The 15043-nt window shown below is 70.7% G+C and carries 14 protein-coding genes; 1 reads left to right on the forward strand and 13 read right to left on the reverse strand.

The window, feature by feature from the left end:
* Position 1: 1 nt before the first annotated feature.
* The 6 genes from carB to pyrR all read right to left on the reverse strand — a co-directional run bounded on the left by carB (position 2) and on the right by pyrR (position 7946).
* Positions 2 to 3310, reverse strand: a complete 3309-nt coding sequence (gene carB, locus QNO09_RS25395; protein WP_283972552.1) for a carbamoyl-phosphate synthase large subunit — start codon at positions 3308 to 3310, stop codon at positions 2 to 4.
* The gene (gene carA, locus QNO09_RS25400; RefSeq protein WP_283972553.1) at positions 3303 to 4445 is read right to left on the reverse strand and encodes a glutamine-hydrolyzing carbamoyl-phosphate synthase small subunit; all 1143 of its coding nucleotides are present in this window, start codon (positions 4443 to 4445) and stop codon (positions 3303 to 3305) included. Before carA ends, carB begins: the two co-directional genes overlap by 8 nt.
* The gene (locus tag QNO09_RS25405) at positions 4442 to 5011 is read right to left on the reverse strand and encodes a PH-like domain-containing protein (protein ID WP_283972554.1); all 570 of its coding nucleotides are present in this window, start codon (positions 5009 to 5011) and stop codon (positions 4442 to 4444) included. Before QNO09_RS25405 ends, carA begins: the two co-directional genes overlap by 4 nt.
* Positions 5008 to 6294 carry a dihydroorotase gene (locus QNO09_RS25410; protein ID WP_283972555.1) on the reverse strand — a complete coding sequence of 429 codons (1287 nt, stop codon included), beginning with the start codon at positions 6292 to 6294 and terminating at the stop codon, positions 5008 to 5010. Before QNO09_RS25410 ends, QNO09_RS25405 begins: the two co-directional genes overlap by 4 nt.
* A gap of 5 nt (positions 6295 to 6299) precedes the next feature.
* Complete coding sequence (locus QNO09_RS25415; RefSeq protein WP_283972556.1) at positions 6300 to 7277, reverse strand: aspartate carbamoyltransferase catalytic subunit; 978 nt, start codon at positions 7275 to 7277, stop codon at positions 6300 to 6302.
* A 102-nt stretch (positions 7278 to 7379) separates the two neighbouring features.
* A complete protein-coding gene (pyrR, locus tag QNO09_RS25420) occupies positions 7380 to 7946 on the reverse strand; it encodes a bifunctional pyr operon transcriptional regulator/uracil phosphoribosyltransferase PyrR (protein WP_283972557.1) in 567 nt (188 codons plus the stop codon).
* 266 nt (positions 7947 to 8212) lie between these two features.
* On the opposite strand from pyrR, the gene bldD reads away from it, so the two are divergent.
* Positions 8213 to 8716, forward strand: a complete 504-nt coding sequence (bldD, locus tag QNO09_RS25425; RefSeq protein ID WP_018570201.1) for a transcriptional regulator BldD — start codon at positions 8213 to 8215, stop codon at positions 8714 to 8716.
* 207 nt (positions 8717 to 8923) lie between these two features.
* On the opposite strand, the gene nusB is transcribed toward bldD, so the two are convergent.
* The 7 genes from nusB to aroC form a co-directional block, all read right to left on the reverse strand.
* Positions 8924 to 9358 (reverse strand): transcription antitermination factor NusB, encoded by a 435-nt coding sequence (gene nusB, locus QNO09_RS25430; protein WP_283972558.1) that lies wholly within the window; start codon positions 9356 to 9358, stop codon positions 8924 to 8926.
* Positions 9359 to 9360: 2 nt separating this feature from the next.
* Positions 9361 to 9927, reverse strand: coding sequence for an elongation factor P (gene efp / locus QNO09_RS25435; protein ID WP_031138970.1), 567 nt, complete (start codon positions 9925 to 9927; stop codon positions 9361 to 9363).
* A 53-nt stretch (positions 9928 to 9980) separates the two neighbouring features.
* Complete coding sequence (locus tag QNO09_RS25440; protein WP_283972559.1) at positions 9981 to 11096, reverse strand: aminopeptidase P family protein; 1116 nt, start codon at positions 11094 to 11096, stop codon at positions 9981 to 9983.
* A 119-nt stretch (positions 11097 to 11215) separates the two neighbouring features.
* A complete protein-coding gene (locus QNO09_RS25445; RefSeq protein ID WP_283972560.1) occupies positions 11216 to 12079 on the reverse strand; it encodes a Pro-rich N-terminal domain-containing protein in 864 nt (287 codons plus the stop codon).
* 164 nt (positions 12080 to 12243) lie between these two features.
* On the reverse strand, positions 12244 to 13335 hold the full coding sequence (gene aroB, locus QNO09_RS25450) for a 3-dehydroquinate synthase (protein ID WP_283972561.1): 1092 nt from the start codon (positions 13333 to 13335) through the stop codon (positions 12244 to 12246).
* Positions 13332 to 13847 (reverse strand): shikimate kinase, encoded by a 516-nt coding sequence (locus QNO09_RS25455; protein WP_283972562.1) that lies wholly within the window; start codon positions 13845 to 13847, stop codon positions 13332 to 13334. The genes aroB and QNO09_RS25455 overlap by 4 nt, the downstream gene beginning before the upstream one ends.
* Positions 13844 to 15028, reverse strand: a complete 1185-nt coding sequence (gene aroC / locus QNO09_RS25460; RefSeq protein WP_283972563.1) for a chorismate synthase — start codon at positions 15026 to 15028, stop codon at positions 13844 to 13846. The genes QNO09_RS25455 and aroC overlap by 4 nt, the downstream gene beginning before the upstream one ends.
* Positions 15029 to 15043: the final 15 nt, after the last annotated feature.

Consider the following 15043-nt stretch of genomic DNA (forward strand, 5'->3'; position numbering starts at 1 on the left):
GCTAGTCGCGGGCCGCGGTCAGGTGTTCCGCGTGTTCCTGGAGCGATCGGACGCTCACGTCGCCGCGGTTGAGGGCGTCGATGCCCTGGACCGCCGCCGCGAGGGCCTGGACCGTCGTCAGGCAGGGCACGGAGCGCGCCACGGCCGCCGTACGGATGTCGTAGCCGTCCAGACGGCCGCCCGTGCCGTACGGGGTGTTGACGATGAGGTCGACCTCGCCGTCGTGGATGAGCTGGACGATGGTCTTCTCGCCGTTCGGGCCGGTGCCCTCGGACTGCTTGCGCACGACGGTGGCGTTGATGCCGTTGCGCTTGAGGACCTCGGCCGTGCCGGAGGTGGCCAGCAGCTCGAAGCCGTGCGCGACCAGCTCACGGGCCGGGAAGATCATCGAGCGCTTGTCGCGGTTGGCGACCGAGATGAACGCGCGGCCCTTGGTCGGCAGCGGGCCGTAGGCGCCCGCCTGCGACTTGGCGTACGCCGTGCCGAAGACGGAGTCGATGCCCATGACCTCGCCGGTGGAGCGCATCTCCGGGCCGAGGACGGTGTCGACGCCGCGGCCGTGGATGTCGCGGAAGCGCGACCACGGCATGACGGCCTCCTTGACCGAGATCGGCGCGTCGAGCGGGAGCTCACCGCCGTCGCCGTTCGCCGGGAGCAGGCCCTCGGCGCGCAGTTCGGCGATGGTCGCGCCGAGCGAGATCCGGGCGGCGGCCTTGGCCAGCGGCACCGCGGTCGCCTTCGAGGTGAAGGGGACGGTGCGCGACGCGCGCGGGTTGGCCTCCAGGACGTAGAGGATGTCCCCCGCGAGCGCGAACTGGATGTTGATCAGGCCGCGGACCCCGACGCCCCTGGCGATGCCCTCCGTGGAGGCGCGCAGGCGCTTGATGTCGAAGCCGCCGAGCGTGATCGGGGGCAGGGCGCACGCCGAGTCGCCGGAGTGGATGCCGGCCTCCTCGATGTGCTCCATGACGCCGCCGAGGTAGAGCTCCTCGCCGTCGTAGAGGGCGTCGACGTCGATCTCGATCGCGTCGTCGAGGAACCGGTCGACCAGGACCGGCCGCGAGGAGCTGATCTCGGTCGATTCGGCGATGTAGGACTCCAGGCGGGTCTCGTCGTAGACGATCTCCATGCCGCGCCCGCCCAGGACGTACGAGGGACGCACCAGGACCGGGTAGCCGATCTCGTCGGCGATGGCCTTGGCCCCGGCGAAGGTGGTGGCGGTGCCGTGCTTGGGAGCCGGAAGGCCCGCCTCGGCGAGGACCCGGCCGAAGGCGCCCCGGTCCTCGGCGGCGTGGATGGCCTCCGGGGAGGTGCCGACGATCGGCACGCCGTTGTCCTTCAGCGCCTGCGACAGACCCAGCGGCGTCTGGCCGCCGAGCTGCACGATGACGCCCGCGACCGGTCCGGCCTGCTGCTCGGCGTGCACGATCTCCAGCACGTCTTCCAGCGTCAGCGGCTCGAAGTACAGGCGGTCGGAGGTGTCGTAGTCCGTGGAGACGGTTTCCGGGTTGCAGTTGACCATCACGGTCTCGTAGCCCGCGTCGCTCAGCGCGAAGGAGGCGTGGACGCAGGAGTAGTCGAACTCGATGCCCTGGCCGATGCGGTTCGGGCCGGAGCCCAGGATGATGACGGCCGGCTTCTCGCGGGAGGCGACCTCCGTCTCCTCGTCGTAGGAGGAGTAGAAGTACGGCGTCTTCGCGGCGAACTCGGCGGCGCAGGTGTCGACCGTCTTGTAGACCGGGCGGACGCCCAGCGCGTGCCGGACCTCGCGGACGACGTCCTCGCGCAGGCCGCGGATCTCGCCGATCTGCTGGTCGGAGAAGCCGTGCCGCTTGGCCTCGGCGAGCAGGCCGGTGGTCAGCTCGGGCGCCTCGGCCAGCTCGTCCGCGATCTCCTTGATCAGGAAGAGCTGGTCGACGAACCAGGGGTCGATCTTCGTGTATTCGAAGACCTCCTCGGGCGTGGCGCCCGCGCGGATGGCCTGCATGACCGTGTTGATCCGGCCGTCGGTGGGGCGCACGGCCTCGCGCAGCAGCTCCTCCTTGTCGCCGGGCTCGCCGACGAAGGTGAACTGGCTGCCCTTCTTCTCAAGCGAGCGCAGCGCCTTCTGGAAGGCCTCGGTGAAGTTGCGGCCGATGGCCATGGCCTCGCCGACCGACTTCATGGTGGTGGTGAGGGTGGAGTCGGCGCTCGGGAACTTCTCGAAGGCGAAGCGCGGGGCCTTCACGACCACGTAGTCGAGCGTCGGCTCGAAGGAGGCCGGGGTCTCCTGGGTGATGTCGTTCGGGATCTCGTCCAGCGTGTAGCCGACGGCCAGCTTGGCGGCGATCTTGGCGATCGGGAAGCCGGTCGCCTTGGAGGCGAGCGCCGAGGAGCGCGACACGCGCGGGTTCATCTCGATGACGATCACCCGGCCGTCCTCGGGGTTCACCGCGAACTGGATGTTGCAGCCGCCGGTGTCGACGCCGACCTCGCGGATGACGGCGATGCCGACGTCGCGCAGGGTCTGGTACTCGCGGTCGGTGAGGGTCATCGCGGGCGCGACGGTGATCGAGTCGCCGGTGTGCACGCCCATGGGGTCGAAGTTCTCGATGGAGCAGACGACCACGACGTTGTCGTTCTTGTCGCGCATCAGCTCCAGCTCGTACTCCTTCCAGCCGAGGATGGACTCCTCCAGGAGGACCTCGGTGGTCGGGGAGAGCGTGAGGCCCTGGCCGGCGATGCGGCGCAGCTCCTCCTCGTCGTGCGCGAAGCCGGAGCCGGCGCCGCCCATGGTGAAGGAGGGGCGGACGACGACCGGGTACCCGCCGAGCTCCTCGACGCCCTTGAGGACGTCGTCCATGGAGTGGCAGATGTACGAGCGGGCCGACTCGCCGTGCCCGATCTTCTTGCGGACCTCCTCGACGACCTCCTTGAACAGGTCGCGGTCCTCGCCCTTGTTGATGGCCTCCACATTGGCGCCGATCAGCTCGACGCCGTACTTCTCCAGGACGCCGTTGCCGTGCAGCGAGATCGCGGTGTTCAGCGCCGTCTGGCCGCCCAGGGTGGGCAGCAGCGCGTCGGGGCGCTCCTTGGCGATGATCTTCTCGACGAACTCGGGGGTGATCGGCTCGACGTAGGTGGCGTCGGCGATCTCGGGGTCGGTCATGATCGTCGCCGGGTTGGAGTTCACCAGGACGACCCGCAGGCCCTCGGCCTTGAGGACGCGGCACGCCTGGGTGCCGGAGTAGTCGAACTCGGCGGCCTGGCCGATGACGATCGGGCCGGAGCCGATGACCAGGACGGACTGGATATCGGTGCGCTTAGGCACGCTGGCCCTCCATCAGGGATACGAAGCGGTCGAACAGGTAGGCGGCGTCGTGCGGGCCGGCTGCCGCTTCGGGGTGGTACTGGACGCTGAAGGCGGGGCGGTCGAGGAGCTGCAGCCCCTCCACCACGTTGTCGTTCAGGCAGACGTGGGACACCTCGGCGCGGCCGAACGGGGTCTCGGAGACCTTCTCGAGCGGGGCGTCGACGGCGAAGCCGTGGTTGTGCGCGGTGACCTCGACCTTGCCGGTCGTCCGGTCCTGCACCGGCTGGTTGATGCCCCGGTGGCCGTACTTCAGCTTGTAGGTGCCGAAGCCGAGCGCGCGGCCCAGGATCTGGTTGCCGAAGCAGATGCCGAACAGCGGCGTGCCGCGCTCCAGGACGCCCCGCATGACGGAGACCGGGTGGTCGGCGGTGGCCGGGTCGCCCGGGCCGTTGGAGAAGAACACACCGTCCGGGTTCACCGCGTACACGTCGTCGACGGTCGCGGTCGCCGGGAGCACGTGCACCTCGATGCCGCGCTCGGCCATCCGGTGCGGCGTCATGCCCTTGATGCCGAGGTCGACGGCGGCGACGGTGAACCTCTTCTCGCCGATCGCCGGAACGACGTACGGCTCGGTGGTGGCGACCTCGGCGGCGAGGTCGGCCCCCTTCATCTGCGGGGCCTCCTGGACACGTGCCAGCAGCGCGGCGTCGTCCCGGACGGCGTCGCCGCTGAAGATGCCGACGCGCATGGCGCCGCGCTCGCGCAGGTGGCGGGTGAGGGCGCGGGTGTCGATGCCGCTGATGCCGACGACGCCCTGGGTGTCCAGCTCCTCGTCCAGCGTGCGCCGGGAGCGCCAGTTGGACGGCACGCGCGCGGGGTCGCGCACGACGTAGCCGGAGACCCAGATCTTCCTGGACTCCATGTCCTCGTCGTTCACACCCGTGTTCCCGACGTGCGGGGCGGTCATCACCACGACCTGGCGGTGGTACGAGGGGTCGGTCAGGGTCTCCTGGTAGCCGGTCATGCCGGTGGAGAACACCGCTTCGCCGAAGGTCTCCCCCACGGCCCCGTAGGCACGGCCGCGGAAGATCCGGCCGTCCTCCAGGACGAGTACGGCGGGAGTTTTGGCGGCTCCCCTGGTGGAGGTGGTCATCGTTCGGCGCCTTCCCTGGTGTTCGTGTCGATGATGGAGTTGATGGCTTCGACCCACTCGTTGTGCTCGGCCGCGTGGTCCGAGCGGAAGCCGGAGTCGATCAGCCGGTCGCCGTGCGCCCAGGTGACGATCAGCAGGCCGCCCTCGGTGAGCACCTTGCCGGCGATGCCCTTGTCGAGCCGCGCCTCGCGCAGCGCCGTGGCCGGGACGAAGAAGTCGCTCGCCCCGGGGCGTACGACGTCGAGGCCGGCGTCCGTCAGGGTCAGCTCGGCACGGCTGCGGGTGCCCAGACCGTGCGCGACGATGCGGTCGAGCCACTGCCCGGCGGTGGTGGAGCCGTGGTAGCGGCCGGTCATGGTGAGCTTGGCGGGGCCCGGCTCGTCCGGCGTCGCGGGCAGCTCGGGCAGGTCGCCCTGGAGGGTGCCGCGCCACTTCCAGCCCTCGCGCATCAGCCAGTAGACGAGCGCGACGAACAGGGCGAGGCCGACGACCCAGCCGATGCGGGCGGCCCAGTCGGTCACTTGCGCCGATTCCTTCTCGGCGGCCAGCAGGAGTACAGGTGTCACGTGAGCTTCCCGTCGACGAGCGTGGCCTTGCCCCGCAGCCACGTGTGCGTCACACGGCCCGGCAGCTCGCGGCCCTCGTAGGGGGTGTTGCGGCTGCGCGAGGCGAAGCCCGCGGGTTCCACGAGCCCACGGTATGCCGTGTCGACCAGGGTGAGGTTGGCGGGCTCACCTGCCGAGACGGGACGGCCGTGGCCCGAGGCCTGTCCGATCCGCGCGGGCGTGACGGACATTCGGTCGGCGACACCGGCCCAGTCCAGCAGGCCCGTGTCGACCATGGTCTCCTGCACCACCGACAGCGCGGTCTCCAGCCCGACCATGCCCATGGCTGCCGCGGCCCACTCGCAGTCCTTGTCCTCGTGCGGGTGCGGGGCGTGGTCGGTGGCGACGATGTCGATCGTGCCGTCCGCGAGCGCCTCGCGCAGGGCCATCACGTCGCGCTCGGTGCGCAGCGGCGGGTTGACCTTGTAGACGGGGTCGTAGGTGCGGACCAGCTCGTCGGTGAGAAGCAGGTGGTGCGGGGTGACCTCGGCGGTGACCTGGATGCCGCGGGACTTGGCCCAGCGGACGATCTCGACGGAGCCGGCGGTCGACAGGTGGCAGATGTGGACGCGGGAGCCGACGTGGTCGGCGAGCAGGACATCCCGGGCGATGATCGATTCTTCGGCCACCGCGGGCCAGCCGCCGAGTCCCAGCTCGGCGGAGACGACGCCCTCGTTCATCTCGGCGCCCTCGGTCAGCCGCGGCTCCTGCGCGTGCTGCGCGACGACACCGCCGAAGGCCTTCACGTACTCCAGGGCCCGGCGCATGATCACGGCGTCGTGGACGCACTTGCCGTCGTCGGAGAAGACGGTGACGCCGGCGGCCGACTCGTGCATGGCGCCCAGCTCGGCGAGCTTCCTGCCCTCCAGGCCGACGGTGACGGCACCGATCGGCTGGACGTCGCAGTAGCCGTGCTCCTTGCCGAGCCGCCAGACCTGCTCGACGACGCCGGCGGTGTCGGCGACCGGGAAGGTGTTGGCCATGGCGAACACGGTGGTGTAACCGCCGGAGGCGGCGGCCCGGGTGCCGGTGAGGACGGTCTCGGAGTCCTCACGGCCCGGCTCGCGCAGATGGGTGTGCAGGTCGACCAGGCCCGGCAGCAGCACCTTGCCCTCGGCCTCGACGACCTCCGCGCCCTCGGCGCTCAGAGCGGCACCCACCTCGGCGATGGTCCCACCGTCGATCAGCACGTCCTGCGGCTCGCCGCCGAGCACCTTCGCACCACGGATCAGGATCTTGCTCATCTGTCTTACTTCTCCTCGGTACGGGGGTGGGTGACGGCGGGCTCGTTACCACCGAGCAGCAGGTACAGCACGGCCATCCGGATGGACACTCCGTTGGCGACCTGCTCCACGACGGTGCAGCGGTCGGAGTCGGCGACCTCGGCGGTGATCTCCATGCCGCGGACCATCGGGCCGGGGTGCATCACGACGGCGTGCTCGGGCATGCGCGCCATGCGCTCGCCGTCGAGGCCGTAACGCCGGGAGTACTCGCGCTCGGTCGGGAAGAACGCGGCGTTCATCCGCTCGCGCTGGACACGCAGCATCATGACCGCGTCGGACTTGGGCAGCGTGCTGTCGAGGTCGTACGACACCTCGCAGGGCCAGTTCCCGACACCGACCGGCACCAGCGTGGGCGGCGCGACGAGGGTGACCTCGGCACCGAGGGTGTGCAGCAGGTCGACGTTGGAGCGGGCGACCCGGCTGTGCAGAACGTCACCGACGATGGTGATGCGCTTGCCCTCGAGGTCCCGGCCGAGTCCGGCGTCCGGGCCGACCAGGCGGCGGCGCATGGTGAAGGCGTCCAGCAGGGCCTGGGTGGGGTGCTGGTGGGTGCCGTCGCCGGCGTTGACGACGGCCGCGTCGATCCAGCCGGAGTTCGCCAGGCGGTACGGGGCTCCGGAGGCGCCGTGCCGGATGACGACGGCGTCGACGCCCATGGCTTCCAGGGTCTGGGCGGTGTCCTTCAGCGACTCGCCCTTGGAGACGCTGGAGCCCTTGGCGGAGAAGTTGATGACGTCCGCGGACAGCCGCTTCTCGGCGGCCTCGAAGGAGATCCGGGTGCGGGTGGAGTCCTCGAAGAAGAGGTTGACGATCGTGCGGCCGCGCAGGGTCGGCAGCTTCTTGATCGGCCGGTCGGCGACCCGGGCCATCTCCTCGGCGGTGTCGAGGATCAGGACGGCGTCGTCGCGGGTGAGGTCGGCGGCCGAGATGAGATGACGCTGCATCTGTCAGGCTCCGTAAGGCAGTTCAAACGGGAGATTCGGGGCAGACGGGCACGCGAGGGCGCGCACTGAGCCGGCGTACGACAGGGTCGTACGCCGGAAGCGCTACTGGGCGGCCGGCTTGGCACCGAGCAGCACGGTGTCGCGACCGTCCTCCTCGGCGAGCTGGACCTTGACCGTCTCCCGCAACGACGTGGGGAGGTTCTTGCCGACGTAGTCGGCGCGGATGGGCAGTTCGCGGTGTCCGCGGTCGACGAGGACGGCGAGCTGCACCGCGCGCGGGCGCCCGATGTCGTTCAGGGCGTCGAGGGCGGCGCGGATGGTGCGGCCGGAGAAGAGCACGTCGTCGACCAGGACGACGAGCCTGCCGTCGAGACCGTCACCGGGGATCTCGGTGCGGGCCAGGGCACGCGGCGGGTGCATGCGCAGGTCGTCGCGGTACATGGTGATGTCGAGCGAGCCGCACGGAACCTTGCGCTCGGTGATCTGCTCGAGCTTGTCCGCGATCCGCCGGGCGAGGAAGACGCCCCGGGTCGGAATGCCGAGGAGCACTACGTCGTCGGCGCCCTTGGCGCGTTCGACGATCTCGTGGGCGATGCGGGTCAGTACCCGCGCGATGTCGGGCCCTTCGAGAACGGGCCGGGCATCGGAGTGCGTGTCGTGCGAGTCCATAAGAAACGGACCTCCTTCTCCGCCTCACGGGACGGACCTTAAAGGACGTCGGGATTGCGCCATACACGGTAGCAGGTCTCCGTGATCGCCCGTTCGGCCCCCTCGAATCACCCACTCGGCCCAACGGAACGCCGATACCACGGAAGAGTCGGTGCGGACCATTCGGCTTGACGCAGCAGAGTAACGCTGCGTAACCTCACAGTGAGTTACCAGCCGCGCGGCCTGGCACCCACGCCAGACGCGTCGACACAGTGCCGGGGAGCTATATGTCCAGCGAATACGCCAAACAGCTCGGGGCCAAGCTCCGGGCGATCCGCACCCAGCAGGGCCTTTCCCTCCACGGTGTCGAGGAGAAGTCCCAGGGACGCTGGAAGGCGGTCGTGGTCGGTTCGTACGAGCGCGGCGACCGTGCCGTGACCGTGCAGCGCCTTGCCGAGCTGGCGGATTTCTACGGCGTTCCGGTGCAGGAGCTGCTCCCGGGCACGACCCCGGGCGGCGCCGCCGAGCCGCCGCCGAAGCTGGTCCTGGACCTGGAGCGGCTGGCCACGGTGCCGGCCGAGAAGGCGGGCCCGCTTCAGCGCTACGCGGCCACGATCCAGTCGCAGCGCGGTGACTACAACGGCAAGGTGCTGTCGATCCGCCAGGACGACCTGCGCACGCTCGCCGTCATCTACGACCAGTCGCCGTCCGTCCTCACGGAACAGCTGATCAGCTGGGGTGTCCTGGACGCGGACGCGCGTCGCGCGGTGGCGTCCCACGAGGAGGCCTGACCCGCACCGCGGGCTCAGCAGAAACGTGCCGCCGGGGTGGCCGAAACCGTATGGTTCTCGGCCACCCCGGCGGCGTTGTGAGCGCTCTGTGTGGTCCTGGCGGCACAGAGATGGAGCGGGGCACGTGCGGAAACGCCGGAGGGCCCGCAGCGTCACCGCTGCGGGCCCTCCGGCGTGTGTTCGGTCTCGGACCTCGTGGCGACGGTCTCAGACCTCGTCGCGGCGGAGCGAGGGCTTGAGTTCCTTCAGCCGGCCGAGCAGGCCGTTCACGAACGAGGGCGACTCGTCCGTGGAGAACTCCTTCGCCAGCTGCACCATCTCATCGAGGACGACGGCGTCCGGCGTCGCATCGACCCAGATCAGCTCGTAGGCGCCGAGCCGCAGGATGTTGCGGTCGACGACGGGCATCCGGTCGAGCGTCCAGCCGACGGAGTACTGCGCGATCAGCTCGTCGATGCGCTTCGCGTGCTCCGCGTAGCCCTCGACCAGCTCCATCGTGTACTCGCTGACCGGCGGCTGCCGGGTGTCCGCCCGGGAGAGCCGGATCCAGTCCGCGAGGACGGTCAGCACCTCGGCACCGCGCTGGTCCCCCTCGAAGAGGATCTGGAAGGCGCGCTTACGGGCCGTGTTGCGGGCAGCCACGGTTAGCTGTTCACCCGGCCGAGGTAGTCGCTGGTGCGGGTGTCGACCTTGATCTTCTCACCCGTGGTGATGAAGAGGGGCACGTTGATCTGGTGGCCGGTCTCCAGAATGGCGGGCTTGGTGCCGCCGGTGGAGCGGTCGCCCTGGACGCCCGGCTCGGTCTCCTGGATGACGAGCTCGACGGCGGCGGGCAGCTCGACGAAGAGCACCTCGCCCTCGTGCTGCGCGACGGTGGCGGTGAAGCCCTCGATCAGGAAGTTCGCGGCGTCGCCGACGGCCTTGCGGTCGACGTGCAGCTGGTCGTAGGTCTCCATGTCCATGAAGACGAAGTACTCGCCGTCCATGTAGGAGAACTGCATGTCGCGCTTGTCGACGGTGGCCGTTTCGACCTTGACGCCGGCGTTGAAGGTCTTGTCGACGACCTTGCCGGAGAGCACGTTCTTGAGCTTGGTGCGCACGAAGGCCGGGCCCTTGCCGGGCTTGACGTGCTGGAACTCGACGACGGACCAGAGCTGGCCGCCTTCGAGCTTGAGCACCATGCCGTTCTTGAGGTCGTTCGTGGAAGCCACGGTTGCGGAATCTCCTGGACTGACGTACGACCCCGGTGCACGCGCCTGCCTACCTACAGGGCGAGCAGCTCCTTGGTCGTGATGGTGAGTAGCTCGGGTCCGCCGTCCGCCTCGGGGCGGACGACGAGCGTGTCATCGATCCGGACACCGCCCCGGCCCGGGAGGTGGACCCCCGGCTCGACGGTGACCGGCACGCAAGCGTCCAGTTTACCCATGGCCGCGGGACTCAATTGAGGGTCCTCGTCGATTTCGAGCCCGACACCGTGTCCGGTCAGGACCGTGAGGCCCTCCGTGTACCCCGCGGAGTCCAGGACCTGGCGGGCGGCGCGGTCGACGTCCCGGCAGGCGGCGCCGGGTACCAGGCTCTCACGCCCGGCTCGCTGGGCGGCGAAGACCAGGTCGTAGAGCTCGATCTGCCAGTCCGCGGGAGCGGTGCCGATGACGAAGGTGCGGCCGATCTCGCAGCGGTATCCGCGGTAGGTCGCGCCGAGGCAGACGGAGAGGAAGTCGCCCTCCTCGACGCGGCGGTCGCTGGGCCGGTGGCCGGGGCGGCCGGCGTTCGGGCCGGTGGCGACGGACGTGGCGAAGGCCGGCCCGTCCGCCCCGTGATCGACGAGCCGTCTTTCGAGTTCGAGCGCGAGATGGCGTTCGGTACGGCCGACGAGAATCGACTCCAGCAGTTCACCGAGGGCCTGGTCGGCGATCTCGGCGCCGATGCGCAGACAGGAGATCTCCTCCTCGTCCTTGACGATCCTGAGCTGCTCGACGGCGTTGCCGAGGTTGGTCAGGCGCAGCCGGGGGGTGACCGAGCCGAGGGCTCGGTGCCGGGCCACGGTGAGGTGGTGCTCCTCCACGGCGAGGGAGTCGGCGCCCTGGCCCGCGGCGAGGCCGGCGGCCGCGACGGCCGGGTCACCGCCGCCGGTTCCGGGCAGCGCCTGTACGCGCAGTGCTTCGTCGGGGCGCTCCTGCGTGGGGCGGTCGGCCGTGGGGCCGGCACACACCAGGAGGTCCTGCTCCTCGGTCCTGCCCAGCAGGAGTACGGCGCCGGGCGGGGCCGCGCCCGCGAGATAGCGCACATTGGCGGGGCGGGAGACCAGCGCCGCCGCGCTGCCGCCCGCGTTGCAGTAGTCCCTCAGACGCGTCCGGCGGGCCGCGTACACCTCTGACATGACCCGAGCGTATGAGCTCCGCGGGTCCGGCGCCGTTCGGGAGAGGCCGAGTGGGGCAGGACGTCTGCCGTACGCGAGCCGTGGGGCATCGCGCAGTCCCCCGTGTCCCTACGGGGCGCTCACCACTGGGGTGGGCTGGCGATGGAGCGGGCCAGGACGTCGTCCAGTACGCGCGCCGTCTCCGGGACGTCCATCTGCGAGTTGTCGATGATCGGCAGGCCCGAGCCGTACCACCCGGCCATGCGGCCGTGGATGCGGGCGACCTCCTCGTCCGACAGCCGCCGGTTCCCCGAGCGCTCCGCGTTGCGTTCCAGGACGATGTCCAGCCCGGGCAGGAGGACGACCGGCAGCAGGCCGGGGCCCACGTGACGCTTCCAGCCGCCGAGGCCGACGACCGGACGGTCGGGGAAGACCGCGTCGTCGAGGATGCACGAGATGCCGTTGGCCAGGAAGTTCCGCGCGGCGAAGCCGCAGGTGCGGCGGGCCAGTCGGTACTGGGCCTCGGAGTGGTCGTTCCACCCGGACTGGGGGTCGGCGAAGCCGGAGCGGACCCACTCGCGGACGTCGTCGAGGCTGATGTGGGCCGTGGGGACCCGGCGATGGTCCGCCCAGAACTTGGCGACGCTGGTCTTGCCCGCGCCCGCGGGGCCGATGAGCAGTACCGCGAGCGTGGTGGCGGCGGGGTCGGGAATCGCCGCGGCGGGCGGGGCCATCGGCATGGCGACCGGGCCGCCGGGCGGCAGCGGCACATGGCCGGTGGTCTCCGGCGCGGGTGGGCCGGAAGCGGGGGGCATGGTCGCGGCCGGTCCGGGCGGGGGCGCCGGATATCCCGGCGCCGGGGGCAACGGGGGCACGGGCACGGAGCCCTGGTGCGCGCCCGGATTCGGCGGAACCGGGTGATGTGCGGCCGGCGACCAGCCGGTGGCCGGTCCGTGCCCCGGCTGATGGGGCTGCGGCAGCGGAGAACCCACTGCGTGCTGCATCCGGTGCCACTCCGTCTCGTACAGGCGATGGGCGCTGACAGCGGGGCGGAACCCGCTTGCTACCGAACGGTACCGCCCCCGGTCGTCGATGTGTGAACGGCCGGGGGCGGCCCGAAGTGCCCGGCTCCGTAAGGTGGTTTCGGGCGGAAGGCGCGCCGCGGGACTTACTGGCCCACTTCGCCGTACGCGGCGAGCAGCACGGCCGGGTCGGGTCCCTCGAGGACCGTGGGCTTGGCCAGACCGTCGAGGACGATGAAGCGCAGCAGGTCACCGCGGGACTTCTTGTCGACCTTCATGGTCTCCAGCAGTTTGGGCCACTGGTCGTGCCGGTAGTGCAGGGGCAGTCCGACCGCTTCGAGGATCGTGCGGTGGCGGTCGGCCGTCGCGTCGTCCAGCCGGCCCGCCAGACGGCCCAGTTCGGCGGCGAAGTGCATGCCGACCGAGACCGCCGCGCCGTGGCGCCACTTGTAGCGCTCGTTCTTCTCGATGGCGTGGCCGAGCGTGTGGCCGTAGTTGAGGATCTCGCGCAGTCCCGACTCCTTCAGGTCCGACGACACCACGTCGGCCTTGACCCGGATGGAACGCTCGATGAGCTCGGCGGTGTGCGGGCCGGCGGGCGTACAGGCGCCCTGCGGGTCGGACTCGATGAGGTCCAGGATCACCGGGTCGGCGATGAAGCCGGCCTTGATGACCTCGGCGAGCCCGGAGACGTAGTCGTTGACCGGCAGGGAGTCCAGCGCGGCCAGGTCGCAGAGCACACCGGCGGGCGGGTGGAAGGCGCCGACGAGGTTCTTGCCCTCGGCGGTGTTGATGCCGGTCTTGCCGCCGACGGCCGCGTCCACCATGGCGAGCACGGTGGTCGGGATGGCGATCCAGCGCACGCCGCGCAGCCAGGTGGCGGCCACGAACCCGGCGAGGTCCGTGGTCGCGCCGCCGCCGACGCCGATGATGACGTCCGTGCGGGTGAAGCCGGACCGGCCGAGCGCCTTCCAGCAGTAGGCGGCGACCTCGGCGGTCTTGGCCTCCTCCGCGTTGGGCACCTGGATGGCGACCGCCTCGTAGCCCTGCCCGGCCAGGTCGGCGCGCAGCGCGTCACCGGTCTCGGCCAGCGCCTCGGGGTGAAGGATCGCGATCCGCTTGGCCTTGCCGCCGATCAACCCGGCGAGTTCGCCGAGCAGTTGACGGCCCACCAGGACCTCGTACGGCTCGGTGCCCGCCGTGCCGCCGACCTGGATCCGCGTCACTGTCTCGCTCATGCTTCCTTCAACTCCAGTGCGTCCAGGGCGACTCGGGTGACCTCTTCGGGGGTCCGGCCGTCGGTGGCGACCACGGCCGTGGCCACCTCTTCGTACAGGTGACGGCGGGCCTCCATCAGCTCGCGCCACTGTTTGCGCGGGTTGACCGCGAGCAGCGGCCGGGCCGTGTTGAGGCCGGTGCGCTTGACCGCCTCCTCGACGTCCATCGACAGGTACGCCACCCGCTGCCCGGCGAGCAGCGCCCGTGTGTCGTCGTCGAGGATCGCGCCGCCGCCCAAGGCCAGCACCCCGTCGTGCTCGGCGACGGCCCGGCGCACGGCCGCCTTCTCGATCGCCCGGAAGGCGGACTCGCCGTCGTCCACGAAGATCTCGGCGACGGTCCTGCCCTGCTCGGCGACGATGTCGTCATCGGTGTCCCGGTAGGAAACCCCCAGCCGCTCGGCCAGCAACCGCCCGACGGTGGACTTGCCCACCCCCATCGGGCCGACCAGGACCACCAGCGGGCCGCTCATCGGATGGCGAGGTTGTCGAGGAACGAGGTGACGTTACGGCGCGTCTCGGCCACCGAGTCGCCACCGAACTTCTCCGCCACCGCATCGGCCAGCACCAGCGCCACCATCGCCTCGGCCACGATGCCGGCGGCCGGCACCGCGGACACGTCGGAGCGCTGGTGGTGCGCCTGCGTAGCCTCGCCGGTCGTGACATCCACGGTCTGCAGGGCACGCGGCACCGTCGCGATCGGCTTCATCGCGGCGCGCACCCGCAACAGCTCACCGGTGGTCAGACCACCCTCGGTGCCACCCGAGCGGCCGGAGGTACGCCGGATCCCCTCGTCGGTCTTCACGATCTCGTCGTGCGCCTTGGAACCGGGCACCCGCGCCAGCTCGAAGCCGTCGCCGATCTCGACACCCTTGATGGCCTGGATGCCCATGAGCGCGCCGGCGAGCCGGGCGTCCAGCTTGCGGTCCCAGTGCACATGCGAACCGAGGCCGACCGGCACCCCGTACGCCAGGATCTCGACCACACCGCCGAGGGTGTCGCCGTCCTTGTGGGCCTGGTCGATCTCGGCGACCATCGCCTTCGACGCATCCGCGTCCAGACAGCGCACCGGGTCCGCGTCCAGCTTCTCGACGTCGCCCGGGGTCGGGTAGACGCCCTTGGGTGCCTTCGCCGCCGCCAGCTCCACCACATGCGACACGATCTCGACGCCGGTCGTCTCCTTCAGGTACGACCGGGCCACCGCGCCCAGCGCGACACGGGCGGCGGTCTCCCGCGCCGAAGCACGCTCCAGGATCGGCCGGGCCTCGTCGAAGCCGTACTTCTGCATGCCGGCGAGGTCGGCGTGGCCGGGCCGCGGCCGGGTCAGCGGGGCGTTGCGGGCCAGCCCCGCCAGAATCTCCGGGTCGACCGGATCGGCGGCCATGACCTGCTCCCACTTGGGCCACTCGGTGTTGCCCACCATGATCGCGACCGGGGAGCCGAGCGTGAGACCGTGCCGGACGCCGCCGAGGAAGGTGACCTCGTCCCGCTCGAACTTCATCCGGGCACCGCGCCCATAACCCAGGCGCCGCCTCGCGAGATGGTCCGCCACCATGTCCGTGGTGATCGGCACACCGGCGGGAAGGCCCTCCAGCGTCGCCACGAGTGCGGGACCGTGGGACTCCCCCGCGGTCAGCCAGCGCAACCTGCTCAACGGTGCTCCTCAGTG

The organism is Streptomyces sp. 378 (genome assembly GCF_030124145.1).
In the GTDB taxonomy this organism is placed as follows: domain Bacteria; phylum Actinomycetota; class Actinomycetes; order Streptomycetales; family Streptomycetaceae; genus Streptomyces.

Excerpts from the sequence above, each read along its gene's own strand:
- QNO09_RS25410 (WP_283972555.1), bottom strand. The coding sequence starts at position 6,294 with ATGAGCAAGATCCTGATCCGTGGTGCGAAGGTGCTCGGCGGCGAGCCG.
- carA (WP_283972553.1), bottom strand. The coding sequence starts at position 4,445 with ATGACCACCTCCACCAGGGGAGCCGCCAAAACTCCCGCCGTACTCGTC.
- bldD (WP_018570201.1), top strand. The coding sequence starts at position 8,213 with ATGTCCAGCGAATACGCCAAACAGCTCGGGGCCAAGCTCCGGGCGATC.
- pyrR (WP_283972557.1), bottom strand. The coding sequence starts at position 7,946 with ATGGACTCGCACGACACGCACTCCGATGCCCGGCCCGTTCTCGAAGGG.
- QNO09_RS25455 (WP_283972562.1), bottom strand. The coding sequence starts at position 13,847 with ATGAGCGGCCCGCTGGTGGTCCTGGTCGGCCCGATGGGGGTGGGCAAG.
- QNO09_RS25440 (WP_283972559.1), bottom strand. The coding sequence starts at position 11,096 with ATGTCAGAGGTGTACGCGGCCCGCCGGACGCGTCTGAGGGACTACTGC.
- QNO09_RS25415 (WP_283972556.1), bottom strand. The coding sequence starts at position 7,277 with ATGCAGCGTCATCTCATCTCGGCCGCCGACCTCACCCGCGACGACGCC.
- aroB (WP_283972561.1), bottom strand. The coding sequence starts at position 13,335 with ATGAGCGAGACAGTGACGCGGATCCAGGTCGGCGGCACGGCGGGCACC.
- QNO09_RS25445 (WP_283972560.1), bottom strand. The coding sequence starts at position 12,079 with ATGCAGCACGCAGTGGGTTCTCCGCTGCCGCAGCCCCATCAGCCGGGG.